Genomic DNA, 17,604 nt, shown 5'->3' with positions numbered 1-17,604 from the left:
AAGGTGTTCGGGAGTAGGCTGGTAGTCGCTCCGCCCCAACGCCACGCCGTGTCGCGAACCGACCCGATACCAGAGACGGACGCACCGACCGACCGGCCGGTCGAGCGACTCGACGCCCGCGACCTCCCCCCGCCGGAGCCGCTGCGGCAGTCGCTCGAACGGCTGGCCGAACTGGACGACGACGTCGTCCTCCTCCAGACGAACGACCGCGTCCCCCAGCACCTCTTCCCGAAGCTCGAGGAGCGCGGCTACCGCCACGACACCGTCGAGACGGACGACGGCGTGGTCACCGCAATCTGGCGAGACTGATGAGCCCGTTCTGAGTCGAACGTGTTCGGGACGATGGTTTCGGCGTGGGCGGACGAACGCCCGCGTATGCCCGAGACGATACCCGACCCCGCCGTCCGGGGTCGAACCATCGACCTGACCACGCCTCGACACGCGGCGTCGCCAGCCGAGACGGTCACGGCGGCCGGCGACGCGCTCGAAACCGCCCCCGACGCGGTCGAACTGACGCTGCGAACCCCGCTCGACCACGATCACCCGGGGCAGTACCTCTATCTCCCGCTGTTGCGGCAGTTCGACGGCAACATCGAGGTCGAGTACGAGGGGCAAGACGAGACGGCGCACGTCTCGACGGTCGTCGTGAACCCACGGAGTCCCCGATGAATCCCCGCGAGATCGACACCGACGAGCGACCGTTCGTACTCGTCTGGGAGGTGACGCAGGCCTGCGAGCTGGCGTGCAAGCACTGCCGCGCCGAGGCGGCACCCGCGCGCCATCCCGACGAACTGACCACCGACGAGGGGGAGGCCCTGCTCGACGAGGCCGCACGGTTCGGCGACGGCCAGCTGGTCGTCCTCTCGGGCGGCGACCCGCTCGCACGTCCAGACACCACGCACCTCGTCCGGTACGGCACCGAGCAGGGGTTACGGATGACGATGACGCCGAGCGGCACCGACTCGCTCGATGCCCCACGAATCGAGCGGCTGGCCGACGCTGGCCTCCGGCGGCTGGCGCTCAGCCTCGACGGTGCGACACCCGAGAGCCACGACGCGTTCCGGGGCGAGCGCGGTAGCTTCGAGGAGACGATTCGAGCGGCTCGCGCGGCCCGCGACGTCGGGCTCCCACTCCAGATCAACACCACCGTCTGTGCGGAGACAGTCGACGCACTCCCGGCCATCCGCGACCTCGTGGCCGACCTCGGCGCGGTGCTGTGGTCGGTGTTCTTCCTCGTTCCCGTGGGGCGCGGGCGGGTGCTCGACCCCATCACCCCCGAGCGCGCCGAGCAGGTGATGCTGTGGCTCGACGAGGCCTCGGAGACGGCCCCGTTCGGCGTCAAGACGACCGAAGCGCCCCACTACCGCCGCGTGTCGCTCCAGCGGCACGGCGACCCCGACGCTGCCCCCGCGAGCGACGGCATCGGCCGCCGACTCGGCATCACCGCTGGCGACGGGTTCGCGTTCGTCAGCCACGTCGGGGACGTCTACCCCTCGGGGTTCCTCCCGGAGTCAGCAGGCAACGTCCGCGAGGCGTCGCTGGTCGAAATCTACCGCTCGGACCCGCTGTTCCGGGCGCTGCGTGACCCCGACGCGCTCCGCGGGAAGTGCGGGGCCTGTGAGTTCCGGCACGTCTGTGGTGGGAGCCGGTCGCGGGCGTACGCCCACACCGGCGACGCGCTGGCGAGCGACCCGCTGTGTGCCCACGAACCGGACGGCTACGAGGGGCCGCTGCCCGGCCCCTCCCACGGGTGAGTTGGATGCCCGCGACCGCCCCCGACTCCCCTGTCGACGACCCGGGTGCAGTCGACCCCGAAACGGTCGCCGCCCGGCTCCGCGAGTGGGCCGCGACCCACCGCGAGCGCGAACTCGAGCGGGCGCTCCACCGGCTCGACGCCGAGAACGGCGAACTGACGGACGGACAGCGTGCGGTCGTCGCGGCGCTGTCGCGGTCGTTGACCGACGAGCTGCTCGCCCCGCCGCTCACGGCCGTCGAGGCCGACGAGGCGGCCGCGGCATACGTCGCCGCCCTGTTCGACCTCGACGGGGCGTGAGAACACGTCAGTCTGCCTGCCCGGTGTCCACCGTCGAGTCGGGTGCGACCGGTGGGTCGGCCGACCGCTCCGCCTCGCTCAGGTAACACTGCGGATCGGGCGCGAACGGGTCGCCGTGAACCGACAGCGCGCGGAGCCGCGACCCGCCCGCACAGACGTCCTGATAGGCACAGTCGGCACACCGGCCCTGCAGATGCGCCTCGCGGTCGCGGAGTGCGGCGAGCAACGGATTCGACTCGTCCTCCCAGATGGCCGAGAACGGCCGGTCGCGGACGTTCCCCAGCGAGTAGCCCTGCCAGAACTGCGTGAGGTGGACGTTCCCCTGGTAGTCGACGTCGGCGACCCGCTCGCCGGTCGGGTCGCCGCCGTTTCGGCGGAGGTAGTCGTACACGCGGGCCGCGTGGGCGTCGCCGAACTCCCGGCGCGCATACTCGACGAGGAAGCCGGCGTCCGCGTAGTTGCCCACGAGGAGCGTCTCGATGTCGTGCCCCGCGTCGTGGTACTGGAGCGTGAGGTCACAGAGCCGCTCGACCGCCTCGCGGCGCTCGGCGGGCGTCAGGTCGAGGTCACGGATGTCGTTCCCGCGACCGCCGTAATCGAGGTGATAGAAACAGAAGCGGTCGACGCCCACGTCGTGGAGCAGCGCGACCACGTCGTCGAGGTCCTGCAGGTTCGACTCGGTGATGGTGTACCGGAGCCCGGTCTTGATACCGGCGTCGAGACACGTCTCGATGCCGCGAACGGCGGCGTCGAACGCCCCCTCCTGCCCACGGAACGCATCGTTTCGGGGGGCGAGTCCGTCGACCGAGACGCCGGCGTACGCCAGCCCCGCGTCCCGTAGGCGGGCGACCCGTTCGTCGGTCAGGAGCGTGCCGTTCGTGGACAGCACCGGCCTGATTCCCCGGTCGGCGGCGTACGTGACGAGTTCGGTGAGGTCCTCGCGAACCAGCGGCTCGCCCCCCGAGAACAGCACGACCGGGACGCCGTAGTCCGCGAGGTCGTCGAGCAGTCGCTTCCCCTCCGACGTGGAGAGTTCGCCCGGTGCGCAGTCGGTGTCGGCGGCGGCGTAGCAGTGGTCACAGTAGAGGTTACACTGCTTGGTGAGGTTCCAGACGACGACCGGATGGCGCTGTCGCCGTTCGCGAATCTGTGGCTTCGACGACTCGCCCGCGGCGTCGTAGCGGAGGCCGTCCCCCTCGGCGTCGAGATCACAGAGGAGCTTGCTGACCGAGATCATTGCCCCAGCGCGGTCTCGTCGTGGTCGGTCGCGCGTGCGGCGGCGGCGAGGTCGTGGCTGGTGTACCGGACGACCTCGTCGGCAGGGCAGAGCCACAGCTCGGTCGCGTACCACGCGAACAGCGCCGACGCTTGCTCGTGAGCGGCCTCGCTGGTCGGCGCGGTCACGCTCCCGACCGACCGGAGGGGGGCCGACTCGCTCTCACGGACGAACACCTCCCACTCCCGACCGGTGGCGGTCCGGGGATGGTCGTCGACGCGGGTCAGGCTCGTTCGTTCGACCATGTCGGTGGTACCGCCACGTCGAGCAAGGGGGTTGTCCCGAAGGTGTTCGCCTCGCGGGAGACGAACACGTTCGGGAGTAGCGTTTCGGTCACGTCGTGCGACGGGTCACCTATCGCGCAACTGGGCTGCCCTGGTCGCACGGCGCTGCGCGACCCACCCCCACCTCCAACACCCCACACGCCGAACCCACATCCATGCAGACCGTCACCGTCACCCGAGCGTTCGACGCCGCACCCGCGGCCATCGAGCGCGAGCTGACCGACCTCGAACCGTTCATGGAAGCCGCCGGCTTCACGGAGGTGACCGTCGACGGCGACCGGATCGACATCCGGAACGCGGTCGGCTTCCTGACCATCGAGCTGACCCTCGACGTCGTCGACCGCGAGGGGTCGGCGCTCACCTACGTCCAGCGTGACGGCATCTTCTCGGAGATGGAGACGCGCTACGTCGTCGACGAGCGTGACGGCGGCTGCGAGGTGACCGCAACCACCGAGTTCGAAGTGGACGTGCAGTATCTCGGGCCGGTGTTCGACGCGACCGTCGTGAAACGCCAGCGTCGCCACGAGCTGAACCGGCAGTTCGACTACCTCGAGGAGCAGGTCGCCGGGTGACCGGTGCCGAGCGAGGCGAACATGTTCCGGACGAGAGATAGGGGGGCGGCGGCCGAACCACGACTATGGCCCGGTTCTCCTCACCGTTCGGCAGCAGTGACGCTTCAGGCATCGACACGTCCGGCGACGACACGCCCGACGACGACACGTACGACCCGGAGCGGCTCCCGGAGCCGGGGCCCTTCATCGAGGACCACGACGTGCTGACCGGCGACGACCATCTCGCGTTCCATCGGGTGACCCACGAGCTGTTCGAACAGCGGGGCGTCTACGACGTGACCTTCGGCTACAACCTCGCCGAGCTGAACCGCGACGCCCGACACCCGGACGCGGGCTACCGCTACGCCGAGGACGCCGACGACCCGTCCGTGCTGTGGGCGGAGTTCACGCCGACGACGCCGTTCTGCCCGCAGAGCGGCACCCTCACGAGGGGCTCGTTCCGGGCGTGGAACGCCGAGGTCGACCAGCACGACTACGACCTCGTCCGGGTCCGGCTGGCACCGATGCACAACGAGGTGGTAGCCATCAACGACGACCTCGTCGCGCTCGAGGAGCAGTTCGAGGCGACGGGGACCGTCCCGAACTCGCCATCCGAGCGCGACGACGCGCCGGGCGGCAGCTTCGGGAGCCCGTTCTAGTCGGCGCGGTCGTTCTCAGGTGACGAGTGGTCGCCCCATTGTCCCCGAGTTGCCAGCGACCCGAGTACCACCACGGCCAGCGGCTGTGGCGCGTGGTCGTGGACGGTGTAGAGCAGGTTCGCGACGAACAGCACGGCGCCGAGCGTCGCGAGCGCCCCACCGAGTGCGAGCACTGGAACGGGGAGTGCGACCGCGTCTCCGAGCGCCAGCACCCCGCTTCCGACGAGCAGCGCGAGGAAGTCGGCGCGGGCGACCCGTGCGTCGTAGAGGTCGTCGATCATCGGCACCGGCTCGAACCCCAGCCGGTCGCTGTACCGGTGGACCCAGACGACGAACGGGACGACGTGGTACAGCGTCCCGGCGACGACGAAGCCGACGACGCCGAGCGTCAGCAGGTGGACGGAGCCCGGTGCGCCGAACAGCGCCGCGGGGGAGAGCGGGTCGACCAGCCACGCCGGGAGCGCGAACGCCGCCCACACGGCAAGCGTCGCGGCGACGACCGCGTACCGTTCGAGCATCGGGGTCCAGTCGTGCTGGGTCTCCTGGAGCCGACGGGCGAGGACGACGGCGACCGCCAGCAGCCCGACGGCAACGAGAAGGCCCCCGACTTGCGCGAGCCAGCGAGCGCCGACCAGCCGCCCCGCGGCGAGCGCGAGCACGCCGACCGGGTAGCCCACGGTCTCGACCCGCTGGAGCGGGCGGTCGAGCCCGTGGAGACTCGTCCCCGTGAACATCGTCGCGAGCTGGTAGAGCGCGCCGACGACCGTCGTGAGGACGGCACCGAACACCGCGAGCGTCACGTGCGCACCCCGCAGCCCCGTTCGGGTGACGCCGAGTTCAGCAGTGACCGGGAGGGTGAAGTCGAGCGCGAGCAGGAACCCGAGGGTCGTGACGGCGACGAAGAACCCCAGCGCCCATGCGAAGTGCCGCTCGGTCACGTCGAGGGGGCGCGCCCGCAGGAGCGTCCGCCCGAGGTTGTACGCGAACAGCCAGAATCCGACAACTGCGAGGCCGCCGAACCCGTGAATCCAGTGAAACGACGTAGTGGCGAACGCGCCGGCCATCCCGGCGATGCCGACGGTCACGAGCAGGAGGGAGACGTTGGCGAGCCGCCGGGAGTGAAGCGCGACGCCCGACCAGACCGGGACGAACTGCGTCATCGCACCGAGGATGGTGATGCAGACCCAGCCGGCGAGCAGGAGGTGGACGTGCGCCAGTCGGCTCAACCCCGGTGTGACGCCGAGTGTGGCGAGCAGTCCGGCGCCCACGCCCGCGAGCAGGAACCCGAATCCAACGACGAAGTGGCGGAGCGGAATCGCCATCGGCGGCCCGCCGTCCGTATCGAGCTCGCCCGGAATCGCGGCCATACCCGACGTTCGGTCGCCGCCCCCCTGGCTTTCCCACCGAACATGTTCACCGGCGACGAAGCTTTTTACCCCCGCCCGGAGACTCGACGCCCGCATGATCGTACTCAACGCGACCATCCCGGTCGACCCCGAGCGCCGTGAGCAGGCCGTCGACGCCGCCACGACGCTCGCACAGGCTTCCCGCGAGGAGGACGGCGTCATCGACTACCGCGTCACCGCCGACCTCGAAGACGAGAACGTCATCCGCATCTTCGAGCAGTACGAGAACGACGACGCGGTGAACGCCCACATGGAGAGCGACCACTTCCTCACGTTCCAGGGCCAGGTCCCCGAGTTCGCGGGTGGGCAGGTCGAACTCCACCGGTTCGACGGCGCGGAGAAGTCGCAGATGATGTAACCGCCCACGACAGCGAACCGGACGTTCGTCTATATATTGCTCCGAAATCGAACGTGGTGGACAGCACGATACATATACGGCGGAGAAAACCTATTTCCCCGCGGCTGTCGCTACTGGAGGTATGCACGACGACCACCAGCCGGCCGCTGTGGGCGCACCCCCCGCCACCTCCGACGACCGATGAGTGGACCACCCGAGTTGCCCTGGGTTCCCGACGGCGGTGCGGAGCTCGGTGACGTGCCGCCCGCGCAGACGCTCCCCGACGACGTCGACCTCGACGACCCCGCGTACTACCTCAACCGCGAGCTATCGGAGCTGGCGTTCCAGGAGCGTGTCCTCCGCGAGGGGCTCAACGACCGGAACCCGCCGCTCGAACGGCTGCGGTTCCTGGCGTACGTCACCAAGAACACCGACGAGTTCTTCATGAAGCGCGTCGGCGGCCTGAAACAGCAGATCGAGGCCGGCGTGACCGAGCTGTCGCCCGACGGCCGCACGCCACAGGAGCAGTGGGAGGCCGTGTTGGAGGCCGCCCGCCCGCTGTTCGACCGGCAGAGCGAGTCGTGGACGACCGACCTCCGGCCGACGCTCGCCGACGCCGGCATCCACGTCTACGACTACGACGAGCTGTCGCCCGAGCGGCAGGCACACCTCCGTGACCACTTCGAGGAGTCCATCCTCCCGACGCTGACGCCGCTGTCGTTCGACCCCGCCCACCCGTTCCCGTTCATCTCGAACCTCTCGCTGTCGCTCGCGGTGCTGTCGACGAACGGAGGAGAGGGGAAGCCGACGTTCACCCGGGTGAAGGTGCCGCAGAACCAGCCGCGGCTCGTCGAACTCGACCCCGAGGGCGACGAGGACGAGGCGTACGTCCTCCTCGAGGACGTCATCGAGGCGAACCTCGACCTGCTGTTGCCGAACGTCGACATCGTCGACGTCTCGAAGTTCCGCCTCACCCGCAACGCCGAGGTGCGGCGCAACGAGGAGGTCGCCGAGGACCTCATCGACATGATCGAGGAGGTCATCGAGCAGCGACGGTTCGCGACCGTCGTCCGCCTCGAGGTCGCCGAGGACATGCCCGACCGCTCGCTGCGCGTGCTCAAAGAGCAGCTCGACATCAGCGACCGCGAGGTGTTTCGGCGGCGTGGCCCGATGGACTTCCGGGGCTTCTTCGAGCTGGCGAGTCTCGACCGGCCGGACCTGCAGTTCCCGAGCTGGACGCCACAGCCGCACCCGCGGCTCCGGCACATCGACAGCCGGCTCGAGGCACCCGCGAAATCCGAGGACATCTTCGAGGAGATCCGCGAGGGCGATCTCCTCGTCCACCACCCGTACCACTCGTTCGAGGGGACCGTCCAGCGGTTCCTCGACGCGGCCGCCAGCGACCCGAACGTGCTCGCGGTGAAAGCCGCTATCTACCGGACGGCGAGTGACTCGAAGGTCATCCAGAGCCTCATCGAGGCCGCCGACAACGGCAAGCAGGTCGCCGTGATGGTCGAGCTCAAGGCGCGGTTCGACGAGCAGAACAACCTCGAGTGGGTGCGCAAGCTCGAAGAGGAGGGCATCCACGTCGCGTACGGGACGGTCGGCCTCAAGACGCACACGAAGACCGCGCTCGTCGTCCGGAAGGAGGACGACGGCGTGAAGCTCTACTCGCACATCGGCACCGGCAACTACCACTCGGAGACCGCGAAGGGGTACGTCGACCTCGGGATTCTGACCGCGGACCGCGACACCGGTCAGGACCTCGTGAAGGTGTTCAACTTCTTCACCGGGCCGACGCTCGACGAGCAGTTCCGCAAGCTGCTCATCGCCCCCGTGACCATGCGCGAGGAGTTCACCCGGTACATCCGCCGCGAGGCCGAACACGCCCGCGAGGGACGGCGTGCGCGCATCGTCGTGAAGATCAACGGGCTCGAGGACCCCGACATCGTCGCCGAGCTCTACCGCGCGTCGATGGCCGGCGTCGACATCGACCTCGTCGTTCGCGACATCTGCCGGCTTCGGCCCGGGCTCGACGGCGTCAGCGAGAACGTCACCGTTCACTCCATCGTGGGGCGGTTCCTCGAACACTCGCGCATCTTCTACTTCGAGAACGCGGGCGACCCCGAGTGGTACATCGGGTCGGCCGACTGGATGACGCGGAACCTCGACTACCGCGTCGAGGCCATCACACCCGTCGAGGACGTCGCCATCCGCGAGCAGTTGCGGTTCATCCTCGAGACGCAGCTCGGGGACAACCGCCGCCGCTGGGTGATGGACGCCGACGGCGAGTACACGCAGGTGATGCCCGCCGAGGGGGAGGCGACACGCGACACGCAGGCGACCCTGATGGCACAGACGCTCGCGGCACTCGAACACGAGGCCGGCCGCGGGCTCCCCGTGCAGGACGACCACGACAGCGACCTCCTCGTCGAACCCGTCGACGACAGCGACCGGCTGGCGACCGACAGCACGGACGACGACGGACGGGCGACGGGCGAACCGGAGGAGGAATCCCCCCCTGCCCTCGACCGGTTCGCCGACCACTGGTACGTCCCAGACAGCGAGGAGTACGGCTGGGCCGTCCGGACGCCGGACGGCGACCGCCGTTACTTCAAGACCGCCGAGGCTGCCGCCGCCCGGATCGAACGCGAGTACGCCTGAGTCGGACAGCCGAGGGCGCGCCGGCCGGTTTTTGTGCTGCGGTGTTCTCGGGGTCGGCATGAGCGACGACCACGACCCCGAGGCCACCCTCCAGGAGTGGAAGGAGTCGATGCAGGCGGAGCACGCCGAGGCCATCGCCGAACCGGACCCCGACGCCGACCACACCATCGAGGGGGTCGCGCAGGTGAGCTACCGGATGACGTTCGACTACGACGCCGACGCCGGCGAACTCGTGCGTGCGTCGACCGAACAGGTCGACGACCTCGCGGACCCCGAACTCCTCTCGTGCGTCTGTGGCGTGCGCGGGATGACCCGCGAGGAGGCCCGCCAGCATCTCGCGGCCGCCGTCGAGTAGTACCTACGCCGCCATCGCGAGCGACATCTCGACTTCCGAGCCGAACCGGTCGGAGACGGCGAACCCCACGTCCCGGTAGAGCGACACTGCGGGACGGTTGGTCCCCTCGACGACCAGCCAGACCTGGTCGACGCCCCGTTCCCGACCGTAGCTCAACAGCGCCTCGGTCAGCCGGGTGCCGATGCCCGCGCCGTGGTAGTCCTGGTGGAGAAAGATGGCGAGTTCGTGGTTCCCCTCGCGGTCCGCAACGAGCACCGCCTGCCCGACGACACGCTCCCCGTGCCACGCGAGCACGCAGTGGCCCTCGAGGATGACCTCCTGCCACGCGCGCACGTCGGCTTCGGTGAGCGGTGGGAGCCCGAACGCGCGGTGCCGCGGGTCGAACGTCCGATACATGTCGACGATGGCTTCGAGTTCGGGTTCGACCGGCCCCGAACCGTAGGTGCGAAGCCGTATCTCCCGGCCCTCGCGGTCGAAGAAGGTGATGGGCGGCGGCTCCACGACCGCGAGCTCGCCCAGCGGCGGAAAGTGGCCCTGATACATCGACACCGGCTGTTCGACGACCAGCGCGTAAACCCCTCGGCTCGCCGCGGACAGCGACGGTACGACGCCAGCCGACGGCCGGTATATAAACCATCCCGGATAGTGGGGGCATGCCCTGGTCACACCTGGGGCCGTCTTCGGAGGTATGAGCTTCCAGTCGACGACCACGCGCCCCGGGTCGCCTGCCAGCCAGTCACAGCCCGACGTCTCGACCGTCCTCGACGCGCTCGACGACGAGCGGTGCCGGGAGATCCTCGCCGTCGTCGGCGACGAACCGCTCTCGGCGGCCGAGATCCACGAGGCGGCCGACCTCCCGCGGTCGACGACGTACCGCAAGCTCGAACTGCTCGCCGAGGCCGGACTCGTCAGCGAGACGCTCGACATCCGACAGTCGGGTCACCACGTCGCCCAGTACCGCCGCGCCTGTGACAACATCGTCGTCGGCTGGGGTGAGACCGGACTGGTCGCCAACCTCGTCGCCACCGACGGCGGTACCGACGACGCACCGCGGGGTCGACGATGAGCGACGCCGGCAGTTCGGGGACGCGGGTGGCGTCGACGAGGATGAACTGGGGGGTGTTATATACACCCCCTGTGCGACTAGGGGCACGACGATGACCGCCACCGAGGACTACACGTTCGTCTGCCCGGAGTGTGGCGAGTCGCTCTCGGTGAACGACTCGATGCGCGAGGCGCTCATCCACAACGGCTGTGTGGTCTGTGGCTCCACCGTCGCCGAGGAGTCGTTCACCGCCGTCTGAAGACGGAGTCGGGGACACCGGGGCGGTGGGAGGATGTAAGTACCCCCCAGCAGTACCATCGGTAGACGATACAATGGGACTGAAGGAGCAAACCGCGATGGAGCCGGCAGCGGTCGACGCCCTCCTCGGTGACCACGAGACCGGCGTGCTCTCGCTCGCTCGCGACGACTCGCCGTACGCCATCCCCATCTCGTACGGCTACGACGCCTCGAACGATCGGTTCTACCTCCGTCTCGTCTCGACGCCCGAGAGCAAGAAGCGGGCGTTCCTCGACTCCACACCGGCAGCCAAGCTCGTCGTCTACGAGGAGGACGGTGAGACGTACCGGAGCGTCATCGCGACCGGCCACCTCGAACACGTCCCCCACGACGAGCTGACGGTCGAGCACATCGAACAGTACGGGGCGGCGAAACGCCCCCTCTTCGAGGTCTGGGCCGAGCCGAAGCCGGACCTCGACATCGCCCTCTACCAGCTCGACGCCGAGGAGCTGACCGGTCGCCGCATCGTCATCGACCGCGAGGCGTAACCCCGACCCCGCCCTGACATGGACGACACGACCGACACGCTGGAAGGGATCCGCGCGACGGTCACCTTCCCGACGCCGTCGAACTGTCCCATCGCCGTGGTGTCGGCGACCACCGGGGCGACCATCGACCAGGTCACACGGAGCGTGTCGACCGGGACCGACCCGTCGGTGACCGAGTTCCAGGTCGACGCCACCCGCGTCCCCGACGACCTCCAACTCGACCCCATCTTCTCGTACGGGCGAACCCACCTGTTCCGGCGAGTCCACGACGGCGAGGGGGACCGCTGCCCCTGCGAGCGGCTCGGGGCGTTCGGCTGTCCCGTCGAGCGCTACGTCGCACAGGACGGCCGCCTCACCGTCACGTTCCACGCTGCCGACTTCGCCCAGCTCCAGACCGTCGTCGCCGACCTCCGCGAGCACTTCCCGGACGTGGACATCCGGCGGCTGGTCCGGTCGCCGACGAGCGGCCATCCCGAGGACACCGTGTTCGTCGACCGTGGGAAGCTCACCGAACGCCAGTTGGAGGTCGTCGCGACGGCCTACGAGATGGGCTACTTCGACCGCCCGCGTGGGGCGAACGCCACCGAGGTCGCGGCGGCACTCGACATCGACCCCTCGACGTTCTCCGAGCACCTCGCGGTCGCACAGTCGAAGCTGCTCGGCGAGATTCTCGAGGCGCGGTAGCCGACGGCACGTATAAACCGTCCCGGATAGCGGGGGTGTAGACTGGTCACCGACAGGGCCGTCGACTCGGGTATGTCTTCCAACTCGTGTTCGGCGGTCGCCACGCCCTCTGCCGTCGGTCGGTCGACGAGGCTCGACGCCGATTCGGTCCTCTCCGCGTTCAACGATGACGAATGCCGACACATCCTCGCGGCCATCGCCAGCGAACCGCTGACCGCCGCGGAGCTCCACGAGCGCCACGGTCTCCCGCTCTCGACGGCGTACCGCAAGCTCGAACGGCTCGCCGACGCCGGCCTCGTCGAGGGCTCGCTCCGGCTCAGTCGCACCGGCCACCACACCACCGAGTACGCCAGCGTGGCAGACGACGTCGTCGTTCGCATCGAGGACGGCGGCGTGTCCGTCGTGCTCGTCACCGACGCCGAACGGTCGCGGCCGAGCGCCCGGTGGCGATGAGCCGACAGTTTGGCCGCATTACCACACCGATAAACCGCCCGACAGAGCGCCCGTCGAGCCCGTTTGCGGCAGTATTGGACTGGAATCGACTGCCACTTGAGTGTCGAGCCCATCGGGGAGACTGTGGCAAGAACCGAGCCGGAACCAGTCCCCACGTTGACGGCGGAAGGCTACCGTATCACCGTCGACGACGGCCGAGAATCGTTCTTCGCGTTGAGTATCGAGGAGACAGACAGCGAGACGGCGTGGCTCATCTCCGACACCGTGTGCGCGCTCGACAGGATGCGCTGAGCTACAGGAAGCCGAACGTCCGCGAGACCAACGTCGCCTGGCGCTGAGCCAGCCGCTGGACCGCGACCGGCGTTCGTACCGCCTCGTCGAGCAGCGCGTCGCTGGTCGACGTCTCCGCTCCCTGGAACAGGTGGACCGTCTCGACCTCCGCGGCGATGTCCCCGAGCAGCTGCGGGACGGCTGCGTACTGCCCCAGCCGGAACCAGCTCCCCTCGATAGTGAGGTCGTTGCTCAACAGCGCCGAGGCCGCGGGTCGGCCGTCGATGATCTGCCGCCAGACCGTGTAGTCACCGCGAATGACGAACCCCACCTCGCGCTCGTCGGGAGACTCGAGCAGTTCGACGCCCGTGCAGTGGCCCTCGACGAGCCCGATGTACGCGTAGACGTCGCCGTCGACGACGGACGCTTCGAGCTGGTCGAGGAGCATCGCCGCCGGCCCCGGCAGCGACTCCCGGACGCCCTCGTCGAAGTACGTCGGCGCCTCCGCGAGCGTCACGTCCTCGATACTCGCCTGTATCCCCTCGGGCAGGTCGGCCAACACTGGCTCGGGCAGGTCGCCGAGCGTCGTCTCCGCTAGCGGCAGGTCCTCGATGACGAACAGCACGTCGCCGTCGAAGCCGACGCCCCAGCCGGTCGCGACGCCGTCGAGCGTGCCGCTCTCCTCGAGCAACCGGCCGTACTCCTCGAGCCACTGTTCCGTGGGAAAGTATCGCATGGTAGCCACCTACTCTGCTATCACGGACCAGTTACTAATAAGCAGTAGCTTGTACTGGTGGGCCTACCTATTAGTGGTTCATAAAGTCCCAGAACGATTTATATACGGGCAGTCAGGTCGCCATCACCGGGGCAGGTCCGTCCCGGCTGTCGGCTTCCTCCTACGAGAACAGCCGTGCGGTTCCGCCCCGCACCATCTATAACACCTCTCGGTCCGATGGCGGCGACATGGAGCACCTCCCGCTGCTCGCCGGGGTCAGCCTCGGCATCGTCGTGCTGCTGGTGGGGGCGGCCGTCCTCAGCCAGCGGTCCGGGGCGGCCGACGAGTCGCGACGCGCCCACGAGGCCGCACAGGAGCGCGAGCCGCCGGTCGACATCGGCGAGACCCACACGTTCGGCATCACGGAGTTCACCGACCACCACTCGGGCGCACAGGTCGCGGTCGGGAAGGTCGAGGGGTTCGTCCTCTTCACCGAGGACGTGCCGGACGGTCTCGAAGAGGGCGACGTCATCCGCGCGAAGGTGCTGTCGTTCAATCAGGGACACACCTCGGCGGACGCGGCGTTCGTCGAACGCGTCTGAGCTACTGAGCTACTCCTCGTCGAGTTCGAACAGGGCCGGGAGCGGCTCGACCTTGAACAGGTAGCCGGAGTAGGCGTGGTCGAGGTTCGTGGGCGACTCGTCGTCGGCGTGCGCCTGACACATCGCAGCCTCGGCGGTCACCGAGCCGTGACCCGTCTCCTCGAGGTACCGCTCGACGACGAGGAACGTGGCGAGTTCGGTACAGCCACGGTAGTGACAGATGCGCGGTCCCTCGTCGAGTGCCGGTTCCGCCTCCTCGACACGAGCGAGCGCCTCCTGCAACTCACGGTCTCGCTGCTGTCGCTCCGCCTTGAGTGCCTGGCGCTCGCGGCCGGCTTTCGTGTCGCCCATAGGTCACACATGGCTGAGTGGAGAGATAACCCTGTTCCTGGTTCGTAGCCGGAGGGGAGAATGGTCCATAGTGGCAGAAAGATTAGATTGTTTTCCGAGATAGCCATTACTACCAATCCCGGCCCCCTAACTTGGTTTCGTTATAACGAAATCGGATTTTGCCGTGGGGAAATGAGCGTTCAGCGACAGCGAACCAGTCATTTTGCGTGAACGGAATAATCTGCTTAAGTACTAAACGAAGAATACCCATTATTAGCCGCTCTACGGTACGATTACCTGCGATGTTAGAACCATATCGCGCAGTTCATGGACGCTTGCAAATAGACCAGAGGTTCAATGGGGTGAAATCATGAATGGGAGCAGTCAGCCGATTGAAGCAGCAGTCGCGCTCGTATTCGGTGGATTCGTGTTTCTCCTGTTTGCGAGTGAGCTCCCCTCGGGAGGTTTCGTAAACTACGGCTCTTGGGGAGCGATTTTTGTGTTGGCCGGACTGACATCACTCGTGATAATCGGTGTGGCCGCCGTGGCCTCTGCGTTCAACTAACCATGTTCAAGAGATCCGAAGAGGGTGGGACCACAGATGAGGAGATTCTGAACGTGCTACGTCGGTCAGATGAAGACGTACTCGGCACTTCCGAAATTGCAGAATTTCTGGAAGTCGATGGAGCTCAGACGAGAAACCGGCTTAACGATCTTCACGATGAAGACCGAGTCGGTACGCGGAAGATCGGAAACACCCGAATTTGGGTGTTAGGTCCAGAGGAGCCTGCAACCGTTGTTCATCCCGAAATCGCCAGTATCCAGCGTGTCTGCAGAGAACTTAGCGAAATCGGGAGAATGGTCGCGATTTGCGGTGCTGGCGCATTTGTAGTTGGAGGCGTGTTACTAATCGCCTATCTCGCTGTCGCAATAGGAGAAGTGTCGTTGGGGATTGTCTCCGCAGGCAAACTCGCAGAGATAGGATTAGGCTTGCTCGCGGCTGGTGGTGTCGTATCATTCCTCGGAGGGGCCGTCATGGCATCTGCGTACGGGATAGAAGGATTAGCTAAACGCAGAAACCATACGATCTCATAGGGAGAAAATCAATCTATTGTTCAAATCGGCAGGTGAGATCTCACACGCACCGCTGTCGCGGTGCGGTTCGATGGGCCCTGCCGGATTTGAACCAGCGACCGCCCGGTGTCCCACAGCGCTGGTGACGATGTTCGGGACTCGGCCACCAGACGTCTGATATGAGCCGGGTGCTATAACCAGACTAAGCTAAGGGCCCTCTGCGTCTGGGTATTCCGTCTGCTATCTTAAACGCTACGAGGTACCACAGTCGACCGACGAGGCGGTGACAACGGCCACCGAACATAGCCCTCCGGAGGAGAACGTACGTCACACGTTCGCTATCGACACATTCGGCCCGAATAATTATGTCGTCAGACGCTGAAACGGCGGACGATGGGGACGACCGCCATGGTCCGCATCTGCCTCGACTGTGGGCGTGACGACCTCGCCCGCCTCGACGACGCCATCGACCGTTGTCCGGACTGCGACTCGTCCGCGATCACGTGAGGCAGACGCACCCACGACGCCCGCCCGCGGCGCCAGTGGGGATACTCTCGGTCTCCCACCGCCGTGTCACTTCTCCGCACACCCGGCCGCGGCGTCCGTACAGACCAGCCGCCTGCCCTCGCTTCTGGGTGCGCCCCGGCCGACGAAATCGTACGCCGAGCGGTAGTAGAACGACAGTCGCTCCTGCCACGGCTCCTCGGAGAGTTCGCGCAGGCGGTCGGTCCCGGTCCCGAAGCCGGGTTCGCCGGGGCGTTTGAGCCAGCGGTCGAGCCACGCCAGCGAGAAGTGGTCGGCGAGTTCGTTCCCCCACGACTCCCAGTCGGTCGCCGGGAACGTCGGGACGAGCGACCACTCGTAGTGGGTGCCACCCCGGACGTTCAGCTGGTAGCTCGACACGCCGGCGTCGCGCCACGACTGGAACCCGCCGAGCTTCTCGTCCGGGTCGGGCGGGCTCGTCTTCGGGGACGGCGTGAGGTAGTAGTCGGCCGACTGGCCCATCGCCGGCACCCGCGGGACGACCGTGTAGCCCGCGAGTTCGCTCCCCGCGGCGCTCAGGTTGTCCCACGCGAGCGCCACGTCGACGGGGTTCTCCTCGTCGAGCGCGCCGGGCCACGGCCCGCCGCTCCCCTCGGCACCGAGCCCCTGGACTACGCTCACACCCTGTGCACCGAGTGAGTGCCCGGCGATGCCGAGCCGCGAGTGGTCGAGCAGGTCGAAGAAGGGGTTGTACTCGACGAAGACGTCGGGGGCCTCGGTGCGTCCCTGGTTGTGCGGGTACGGGTCCTCGGGCGTCGACCGGAAGAAGTCGATGGCGTCGACCTGGTTCGTCACGAACACGCTCGGGTTGGCGTTCGTCCCGAGCGTGCCATCGGGCGTGGCGGTGTCCGAGCGGCCCTGCCCCCGCGGGTCGTAGGTGAGCACGACGTAGCCGTTGTCGACGAGCGTCGTCGCGAACCACCAGTAGAGCGTCTGTGAGGCCTGTACCGAGCCGTTGGTGATGACCACGCCCGGGAGGTCGGCGCCCGGCTCGGCGTCCGTAGGCGCCCACACGTAACCCGTGAGGCGGGCCCCACCTGCATCCGAATCGAGCCCGGAGTCGAAGAACGCCACGCGTTCGCGCTGGACGCGGTCGTAGAACGGGTCGCCCGCGTACACCTCGCTCGCCGGGTACAGATACGGGTCGCCACAGCACTGCTCGGCGTACTCCTTACAGAGGTTCCCCTCGCTGTTCCACCCGGGTTCGTCGACCGCCCGCTGGCGGAACGCCGCCGTGTTCAGCGCGCTCTGCGTCTCGAGGCGCTCCTGGAACGCCGGGTCGTTCGCCTGTCGCGTCGGTTCCTCGCGGGTCCGGGCGTAGTTCCGCTGCTCGCGGCGGTACCACGCCGGCGACGGGTACACGGGGTCGTCTTCGGCGTGGTCTGCGGCGGCACCACCGGTCGCGAGCGTCAGGCCCGCGGCGGTCGCGCCCGCGGCTTTCAACAGCGAGCGTCTGGTCGGGTCCTCAGACATGGCTCACCACTCAGGGAGTCACCGGGTGAAGCTACTGCCGAGTAT

Annotated in this window: 24 protein-coding genes and 1 tRNA gene; 17 read left to right on the top strand and 8 right to left on the bottom strand. The window is 67.7% G+C overall.

The window, feature by feature from the left end; translation table 11 throughout:
• Nucleotides 1–18 precede the first annotated feature (18 nt).
• The 4 genes from NL126_RS09830 (at nucleotide 19) to NL126_RS09815 (ending at nucleotide 2,053) form a co-directional block, all read left to right on the top strand.
• The gene (locus tag NL126_RS09830; protein WP_434084163.1) at nucleotides 19–309 is read left to right on the top strand and encodes a DUF2249 domain-containing protein; all 291 of its coding nucleotides are present in this window, start codon (nucleotides 19–21) and stop codon (nucleotides 307–309) included.
• A 66-nt stretch (nucleotides 310–375) separates the two neighbouring features.
• Nucleotides 376–669: a hypothetical protein gene (locus NL126_RS09825; RefSeq protein ID WP_255198741.1), complete on the top strand. Its 294-nt coding sequence runs from the start codon at nucleotides 376–378 to the stop codon at nucleotides 667–669.
• Nucleotides 666–1,754, top strand: a complete 1,089-nt coding sequence (locus NL126_RS09820; RefSeq protein ID WP_255198740.1) for a radical SAM/SPASM domain-containing protein — start codon at nucleotides 666–668, stop codon at nucleotides 1,752–1,754. Before NL126_RS09825 ends, NL126_RS09820 begins: the two co-directional genes overlap by 4 nt.
• 5 nt (nucleotides 1,755–1,759) lie before the next feature.
• Entirely contained in the window at nucleotides 1,760–2,053 is a 294-nt protein-coding gene (locus tag NL126_RS09815) for a hypothetical protein (protein ID WP_255198739.1), read from the top strand.
• A 7-nt stretch (nucleotides 2,054–2,060) separates the two neighbouring features.
• Here the strand turns inward: NL126_RS09815 and NL126_RS09810 are convergent, their stop codons facing one another.
• Complete coding sequence (locus NL126_RS09810; RefSeq protein WP_255198738.1) at nucleotides 2,061–3,290, bottom strand: TIGR04347 family pseudo-SAM/SPASM protein; 1,230 nt, start codon at nucleotides 3,288–3,290, stop codon at nucleotides 2,061–2,063.
• Nucleotides 3,287–3,574, bottom strand: a complete 288-nt coding sequence (locus NL126_RS09805) for an Htur_1727 family rSAM-partnered candidate RiPP (RefSeq protein WP_255198737.1) — start codon at nucleotides 3,572–3,574, stop codon at nucleotides 3,287–3,289. The genes NL126_RS09810 and NL126_RS09805 overlap by 4 nt, the downstream gene beginning before the upstream one ends.
• A 194-nt stretch (nucleotides 3,575–3,768) precedes the next feature.
• On the opposite strand from NL126_RS09805, the gene NL126_RS09800 reads away from it, so the two are divergent.
• A complete protein-coding gene (locus tag NL126_RS09800) occupies nucleotides 3,769–4,185 on the top strand; it encodes an SRPBCC family protein (RefSeq protein ID WP_255198736.1) in 417 nt (138 codons plus the stop codon).
• Nucleotides 4,186–4,250: 65 nt separating this feature from the next.
• A complete protein-coding gene (locus tag NL126_RS09795) occupies nucleotides 4,251–4,823 on the top strand; it encodes a DUF7998 family protein (protein WP_255198735.1) in 573 nt (190 codons plus the stop codon).
• On the opposite strand, the gene NL126_RS09790 is transcribed toward NL126_RS09795, so the two are convergent.
• Nucleotides 4,820–6,190, bottom strand: coding sequence for a heme-copper oxidase family protein (locus tag NL126_RS09790; protein WP_255198734.1), 1,371 nt, complete (start codon nucleotides 6,188–6,190; stop codon nucleotides 4,820–4,822). The genes NL126_RS09795 and NL126_RS09790 overlap by 4 nt on opposite strands.
• 94 nt (nucleotides 6,191–6,284) lie before the next feature.
• On the opposite strand from NL126_RS09790, the gene NL126_RS09785 reads away from it, so the two are divergent.
• From NL126_RS09785 to NL126_RS09775, 3 genes are all read left to right on the top strand, one after another.
• The gene (locus tag NL126_RS09785) at nucleotides 6,285–6,587 is read left to right on the top strand and encodes a putative quinol monooxygenase (RefSeq protein WP_255198733.1); all 303 of its coding nucleotides are present in this window, start codon (nucleotides 6,285–6,287) and stop codon (nucleotides 6,585–6,587) included.
• 180 nt (nucleotides 6,588–6,767) lie between these two features.
• On the top strand, nucleotides 6,768–9,230 hold the full coding sequence (ppk1, locus tag NL126_RS09780; protein ID WP_255198732.1) for a polyphosphate kinase 1: 2,463 nt from the start codon (nucleotides 6,768–6,770) through the stop codon (nucleotides 9,228–9,230).
• Nucleotides 9,231–9,288: 58 nt separating this feature from the next.
• The gene (locus NL126_RS09775; RefSeq protein WP_255198731.1) at nucleotides 9,289–9,585 is read left to right on the top strand and encodes a hypothetical protein; all 297 of its coding nucleotides are present in this window, start codon (nucleotides 9,289–9,291) and stop codon (nucleotides 9,583–9,585) included.
• 3 nt (nucleotides 9,586–9,588) lie between these two features.
• On the opposite strand, the gene NL126_RS09770 is transcribed toward NL126_RS09775, so the two are convergent.
• Entirely contained in the window at nucleotides 9,589–10,128 is a 540-nt protein-coding gene (locus NL126_RS09770) for a GNAT family N-acetyltransferase (protein WP_255198730.1), read from the bottom strand.
• Between the two features lie 145 nt (nucleotides 10,129–10,273).
• Between NL126_RS09770 and NL126_RS09765 the strand changes: the two genes are divergently transcribed.
• The 6 genes from NL126_RS09765 (at nucleotide 10,274) to NL126_RS09740 (ending at nucleotide 12,843) form a co-directional block, all read left to right on the top strand.
• The gene (locus tag NL126_RS09765; RefSeq protein WP_255198729.1) at nucleotides 10,274–10,651 is read left to right on the top strand and encodes a winged helix-turn-helix domain-containing protein; all 378 of its coding nucleotides are present in this window, start codon (nucleotides 10,274–10,276) and stop codon (nucleotides 10,649–10,651) included.
• A 91-nt stretch (nucleotides 10,652–10,742) separates the two neighbouring features.
• Nucleotides 10,743–10,889: a DUF7560 family zinc ribbon protein gene (locus NL126_RS09760; protein ID WP_255198728.1), complete on the top strand. Its 147-nt coding sequence runs from the start codon at nucleotides 10,743–10,745 to the stop codon at nucleotides 10,887–10,889.
• 73 nt (nucleotides 10,890–10,962) lie between these two features.
• Nucleotides 10,963–11,415, top strand: coding sequence for a pyridoxamine 5'-phosphate oxidase family protein (locus NL126_RS09755; RefSeq protein WP_255198727.1), 453 nt, complete (start codon nucleotides 10,963–10,965; stop codon nucleotides 11,413–11,415).
• 18 nt (nucleotides 11,416–11,433) lie between these two features.
• Nucleotides 11,434–12,099, top strand: coding sequence for a helix-turn-helix domain-containing protein (locus NL126_RS09750; RefSeq protein WP_255198726.1), 666 nt, complete (start codon nucleotides 11,434–11,436; stop codon nucleotides 12,097–12,099).
• Nucleotides 12,100–12,171: 72 nt separating this feature from the next.
• Nucleotides 12,172–12,552: an ArsR/SmtB family transcription factor gene (locus tag NL126_RS09745; RefSeq protein WP_255198725.1), complete on the top strand. Its 381-nt coding sequence runs from the start codon at nucleotides 12,172–12,174 to the stop codon at nucleotides 12,550–12,552.
• Nucleotides 12,553–12,675: 123 nt separating this feature from the next.
• A complete protein-coding gene (locus NL126_RS09740; RefSeq protein ID WP_255198724.1) occupies nucleotides 12,676–12,843 on the top strand; it encodes a hypothetical protein in 168 nt (55 codons plus the stop codon).
• A 1-nt stretch (nucleotide 12,844) separates the two neighbouring features.
• Here the strand turns inward: NL126_RS09740 and NL126_RS09735 are convergent, their stop codons facing one another.
• Nucleotides 12,845–13,558, bottom strand: coding sequence for a sterol carrier protein (locus NL126_RS09735; protein ID WP_255198723.1), 714 nt, complete (start codon nucleotides 13,556–13,558; stop codon nucleotides 12,845–12,847).
• Nucleotides 13,559–13,785: 227 nt separating this feature from the next.
• Between NL126_RS09735 and NL126_RS09730 the strand changes: the two genes are divergently transcribed.
• Complete coding sequence (locus tag NL126_RS09730; RefSeq protein ID WP_255198722.1) at nucleotides 13,786–14,139, top strand: TRAM domain-containing protein; 354 nt, start codon at nucleotides 13,786–13,788, stop codon at nucleotides 14,137–14,139.
• A gap of 9 nt (nucleotides 14,140–14,148) precedes the next feature.
• Here the strand turns inward: NL126_RS09730 and NL126_RS09725 are convergent, their stop codons facing one another.
• A complete protein-coding gene (locus NL126_RS09725) occupies nucleotides 14,149–14,490 on the bottom strand; it encodes a hypothetical protein (RefSeq protein WP_255198721.1) in 342 nt (113 codons plus the stop codon).
• Nucleotides 14,491–15,036: 546 nt separating this feature from the next.
• Here NL126_RS09725 and NL126_RS09720 point away from each other — a divergent pair.
• On the top strand, nucleotides 15,037–15,564 hold the full coding sequence (locus NL126_RS09720) for a hypothetical protein (RefSeq protein ID WP_255198720.1): 528 nt from the start codon (nucleotides 15,037–15,039) through the stop codon (nucleotides 15,562–15,564).
• Nucleotides 15,565–15,635: 71 nt separating this feature from the next.
• Here NL126_RS09720 and NL126_RS09715 read toward each other — a convergent pair.
• Both NL126_RS09715 and NL126_RS09710 read right to left on the bottom strand, forming a co-directional pair.
• Nucleotides 15,636–15,760: transfer RNA gene (locus tag NL126_RS09715), tRNA-Ile, on the bottom strand.
• Between the two features lie 356 nt (nucleotides 15,761–16,116).
• Nucleotides 16,117–17,559 carry an alpha/beta hydrolase family protein gene (locus NL126_RS09710; RefSeq protein WP_255198719.1) on the bottom strand — a complete coding sequence of 481 codons (1,443 nt, stop codon included), beginning with the start codon at nucleotides 17,557–17,559 and terminating at the stop codon, nucleotides 16,117–16,119.
• Nucleotides 17,560–17,604: the final 45 nt, after the last annotated feature.

This window comes from Halorarius litoreus (assembly GCF_024362405.1).
Classification (GTDB): domain Archaea; phylum Halobacteriota; class Halobacteria; order Halobacteriales; family Haloarculaceae; genus Halorarius; species Halorarius litoreus.
This window is presented reverse-complemented; position numbering and strand designations above follow the sequence as displayed.

What these genes read in the sequence shown, in the direction of transcription:
- NL126_RS09795 (WP_255198735.1), top strand. Translation starts at nt 4,251, where the DNA reads ATGGCCCGGTTCTCCTCACCGTTCGGCAGCAGTGACGCTTCAGGCATC.
- NL126_RS09750 (WP_255198726.1), top strand. Translation starts at nt 11,434, where the DNA reads ATGGACGACACGACCGACACGCTGGAAGGGATCCGCGCGACGGTCACC.
- NL126_RS09720 (WP_255198720.1), top strand. Translation starts at nt 15,037, where the DNA reads ATGTTCAAGAGATCCGAAGAGGGTGGGACCACAGATGAGGAGATTCTG.
- NL126_RS09790 (WP_255198734.1), bottom strand. Translation starts at nt 6,190, where the DNA reads ATGGCCGCGATTCCGGGCGAGCTCGATACGGACGGCGGGCCGCCGATG.
- NL126_RS09755 (WP_255198727.1), top strand. Translation starts at nt 10,963, where the DNA reads ATGGGACTGAAGGAGCAAACCGCGATGGAGCCGGCAGCGGTCGACGCC.
- NL126_RS09815 (WP_255198739.1), top strand. Translation starts at nt 1,760, where the DNA reads ATGCCCGCGACCGCCCCCGACTCCCCTGTCGACGACCCGGGTGCAGTC.
- NL126_RS09745 (WP_255198725.1), top strand. Translation starts at nt 12,172, where the DNA reads ATGTCTTCCAACTCGTGTTCGGCGGTCGCCACGCCCTCTGCCGTCGGT.
- NL126_RS09825 (WP_255198741.1), top strand. Translation starts at nt 376, where the DNA reads ATGCCCGAGACGATACCCGACCCCGCCGTCCGGGGTCGAACCATCGAC.
- NL126_RS09775 (WP_255198731.1), top strand. Translation starts at nt 9,289, where the DNA reads ATGAGCGACGACCACGACCCCGAGGCCACCCTCCAGGAGTGGAAGGAG.
- ppk1 (WP_255198732.1), top strand. Translation starts at nt 6,768, where the DNA reads ATGAGTGGACCACCCGAGTTGCCCTGGGTTCCCGACGGCGGTGCGGAG.
- NL126_RS09725 (WP_255198721.1), bottom strand. Translation starts at nt 14,490, where the DNA reads ATGGGCGACACGAAAGCCGGCCGCGAGCGCCAGGCACTCAAGGCGGAG.
- NL126_RS09770 (WP_255198730.1), bottom strand. Translation starts at nt 10,128, where the DNA reads ATGTATCAGGGCCACTTTCCGCCGCTGGGCGAGCTCGCGGTCGTGGAG.
- NL126_RS09735 (WP_255198723.1), bottom strand. Translation starts at nt 13,558, where the DNA reads ATGCGATACTTTCCCACGGAACAGTGGCTCGAGGAGTACGGCCGGTTG.
- NL126_RS09820 (WP_255198740.1), top strand. Translation starts at nt 666, where the DNA reads ATGAATCCCCGCGAGATCGACACCGACGAGCGACCGTTCGTACTCGTC.
- NL126_RS09730 (WP_255198722.1), top strand. Translation starts at nt 13,786, where the DNA reads ATGGAGCACCTCCCGCTGCTCGCCGGGGTCAGCCTCGGCATCGTCGTG.
- NL126_RS09800 (WP_255198736.1), top strand. Translation starts at nt 3,769, where the DNA reads ATGCAGACCGTCACCGTCACCCGAGCGTTCGACGCCGCACCCGCGGCC.
- NL126_RS09785 (WP_255198733.1), top strand. Translation starts at nt 6,285, where the DNA reads ATGATCGTACTCAACGCGACCATCCCGGTCGACCCCGAGCGCCGTGAG.
- NL126_RS09710 (WP_255198719.1), bottom strand. Translation starts at nt 17,559, where the DNA reads ATGTCTGAGGACCCGACCAGACGCTCGCTGTTGAAAGCCGCGGGCGCG.
- NL126_RS09760 (WP_255198728.1), top strand. Translation starts at nt 10,743, where the DNA reads ATGACCGCCACCGAGGACTACACGTTCGTCTGCCCGGAGTGTGGCGAG.
- NL126_RS09765 (WP_255198729.1), top strand. Translation starts at nt 10,274, where the DNA reads ATGAGCTTCCAGTCGACGACCACGCGCCCCGGGTCGCCTGCCAGCCAG.
- NL126_RS09810 (WP_255198738.1), bottom strand. Translation starts at nt 3,290, where the DNA reads ATGATCTCGGTCAGCAAGCTCCTCTGTGATCTCGACGCCGAGGGGGAC.
- NL126_RS09805 (WP_255198737.1), bottom strand. Translation starts at nt 3,574, where the DNA reads ATGGTCGAACGAACGAGCCTGACCCGCGTCGACGACCATCCCCGGACC.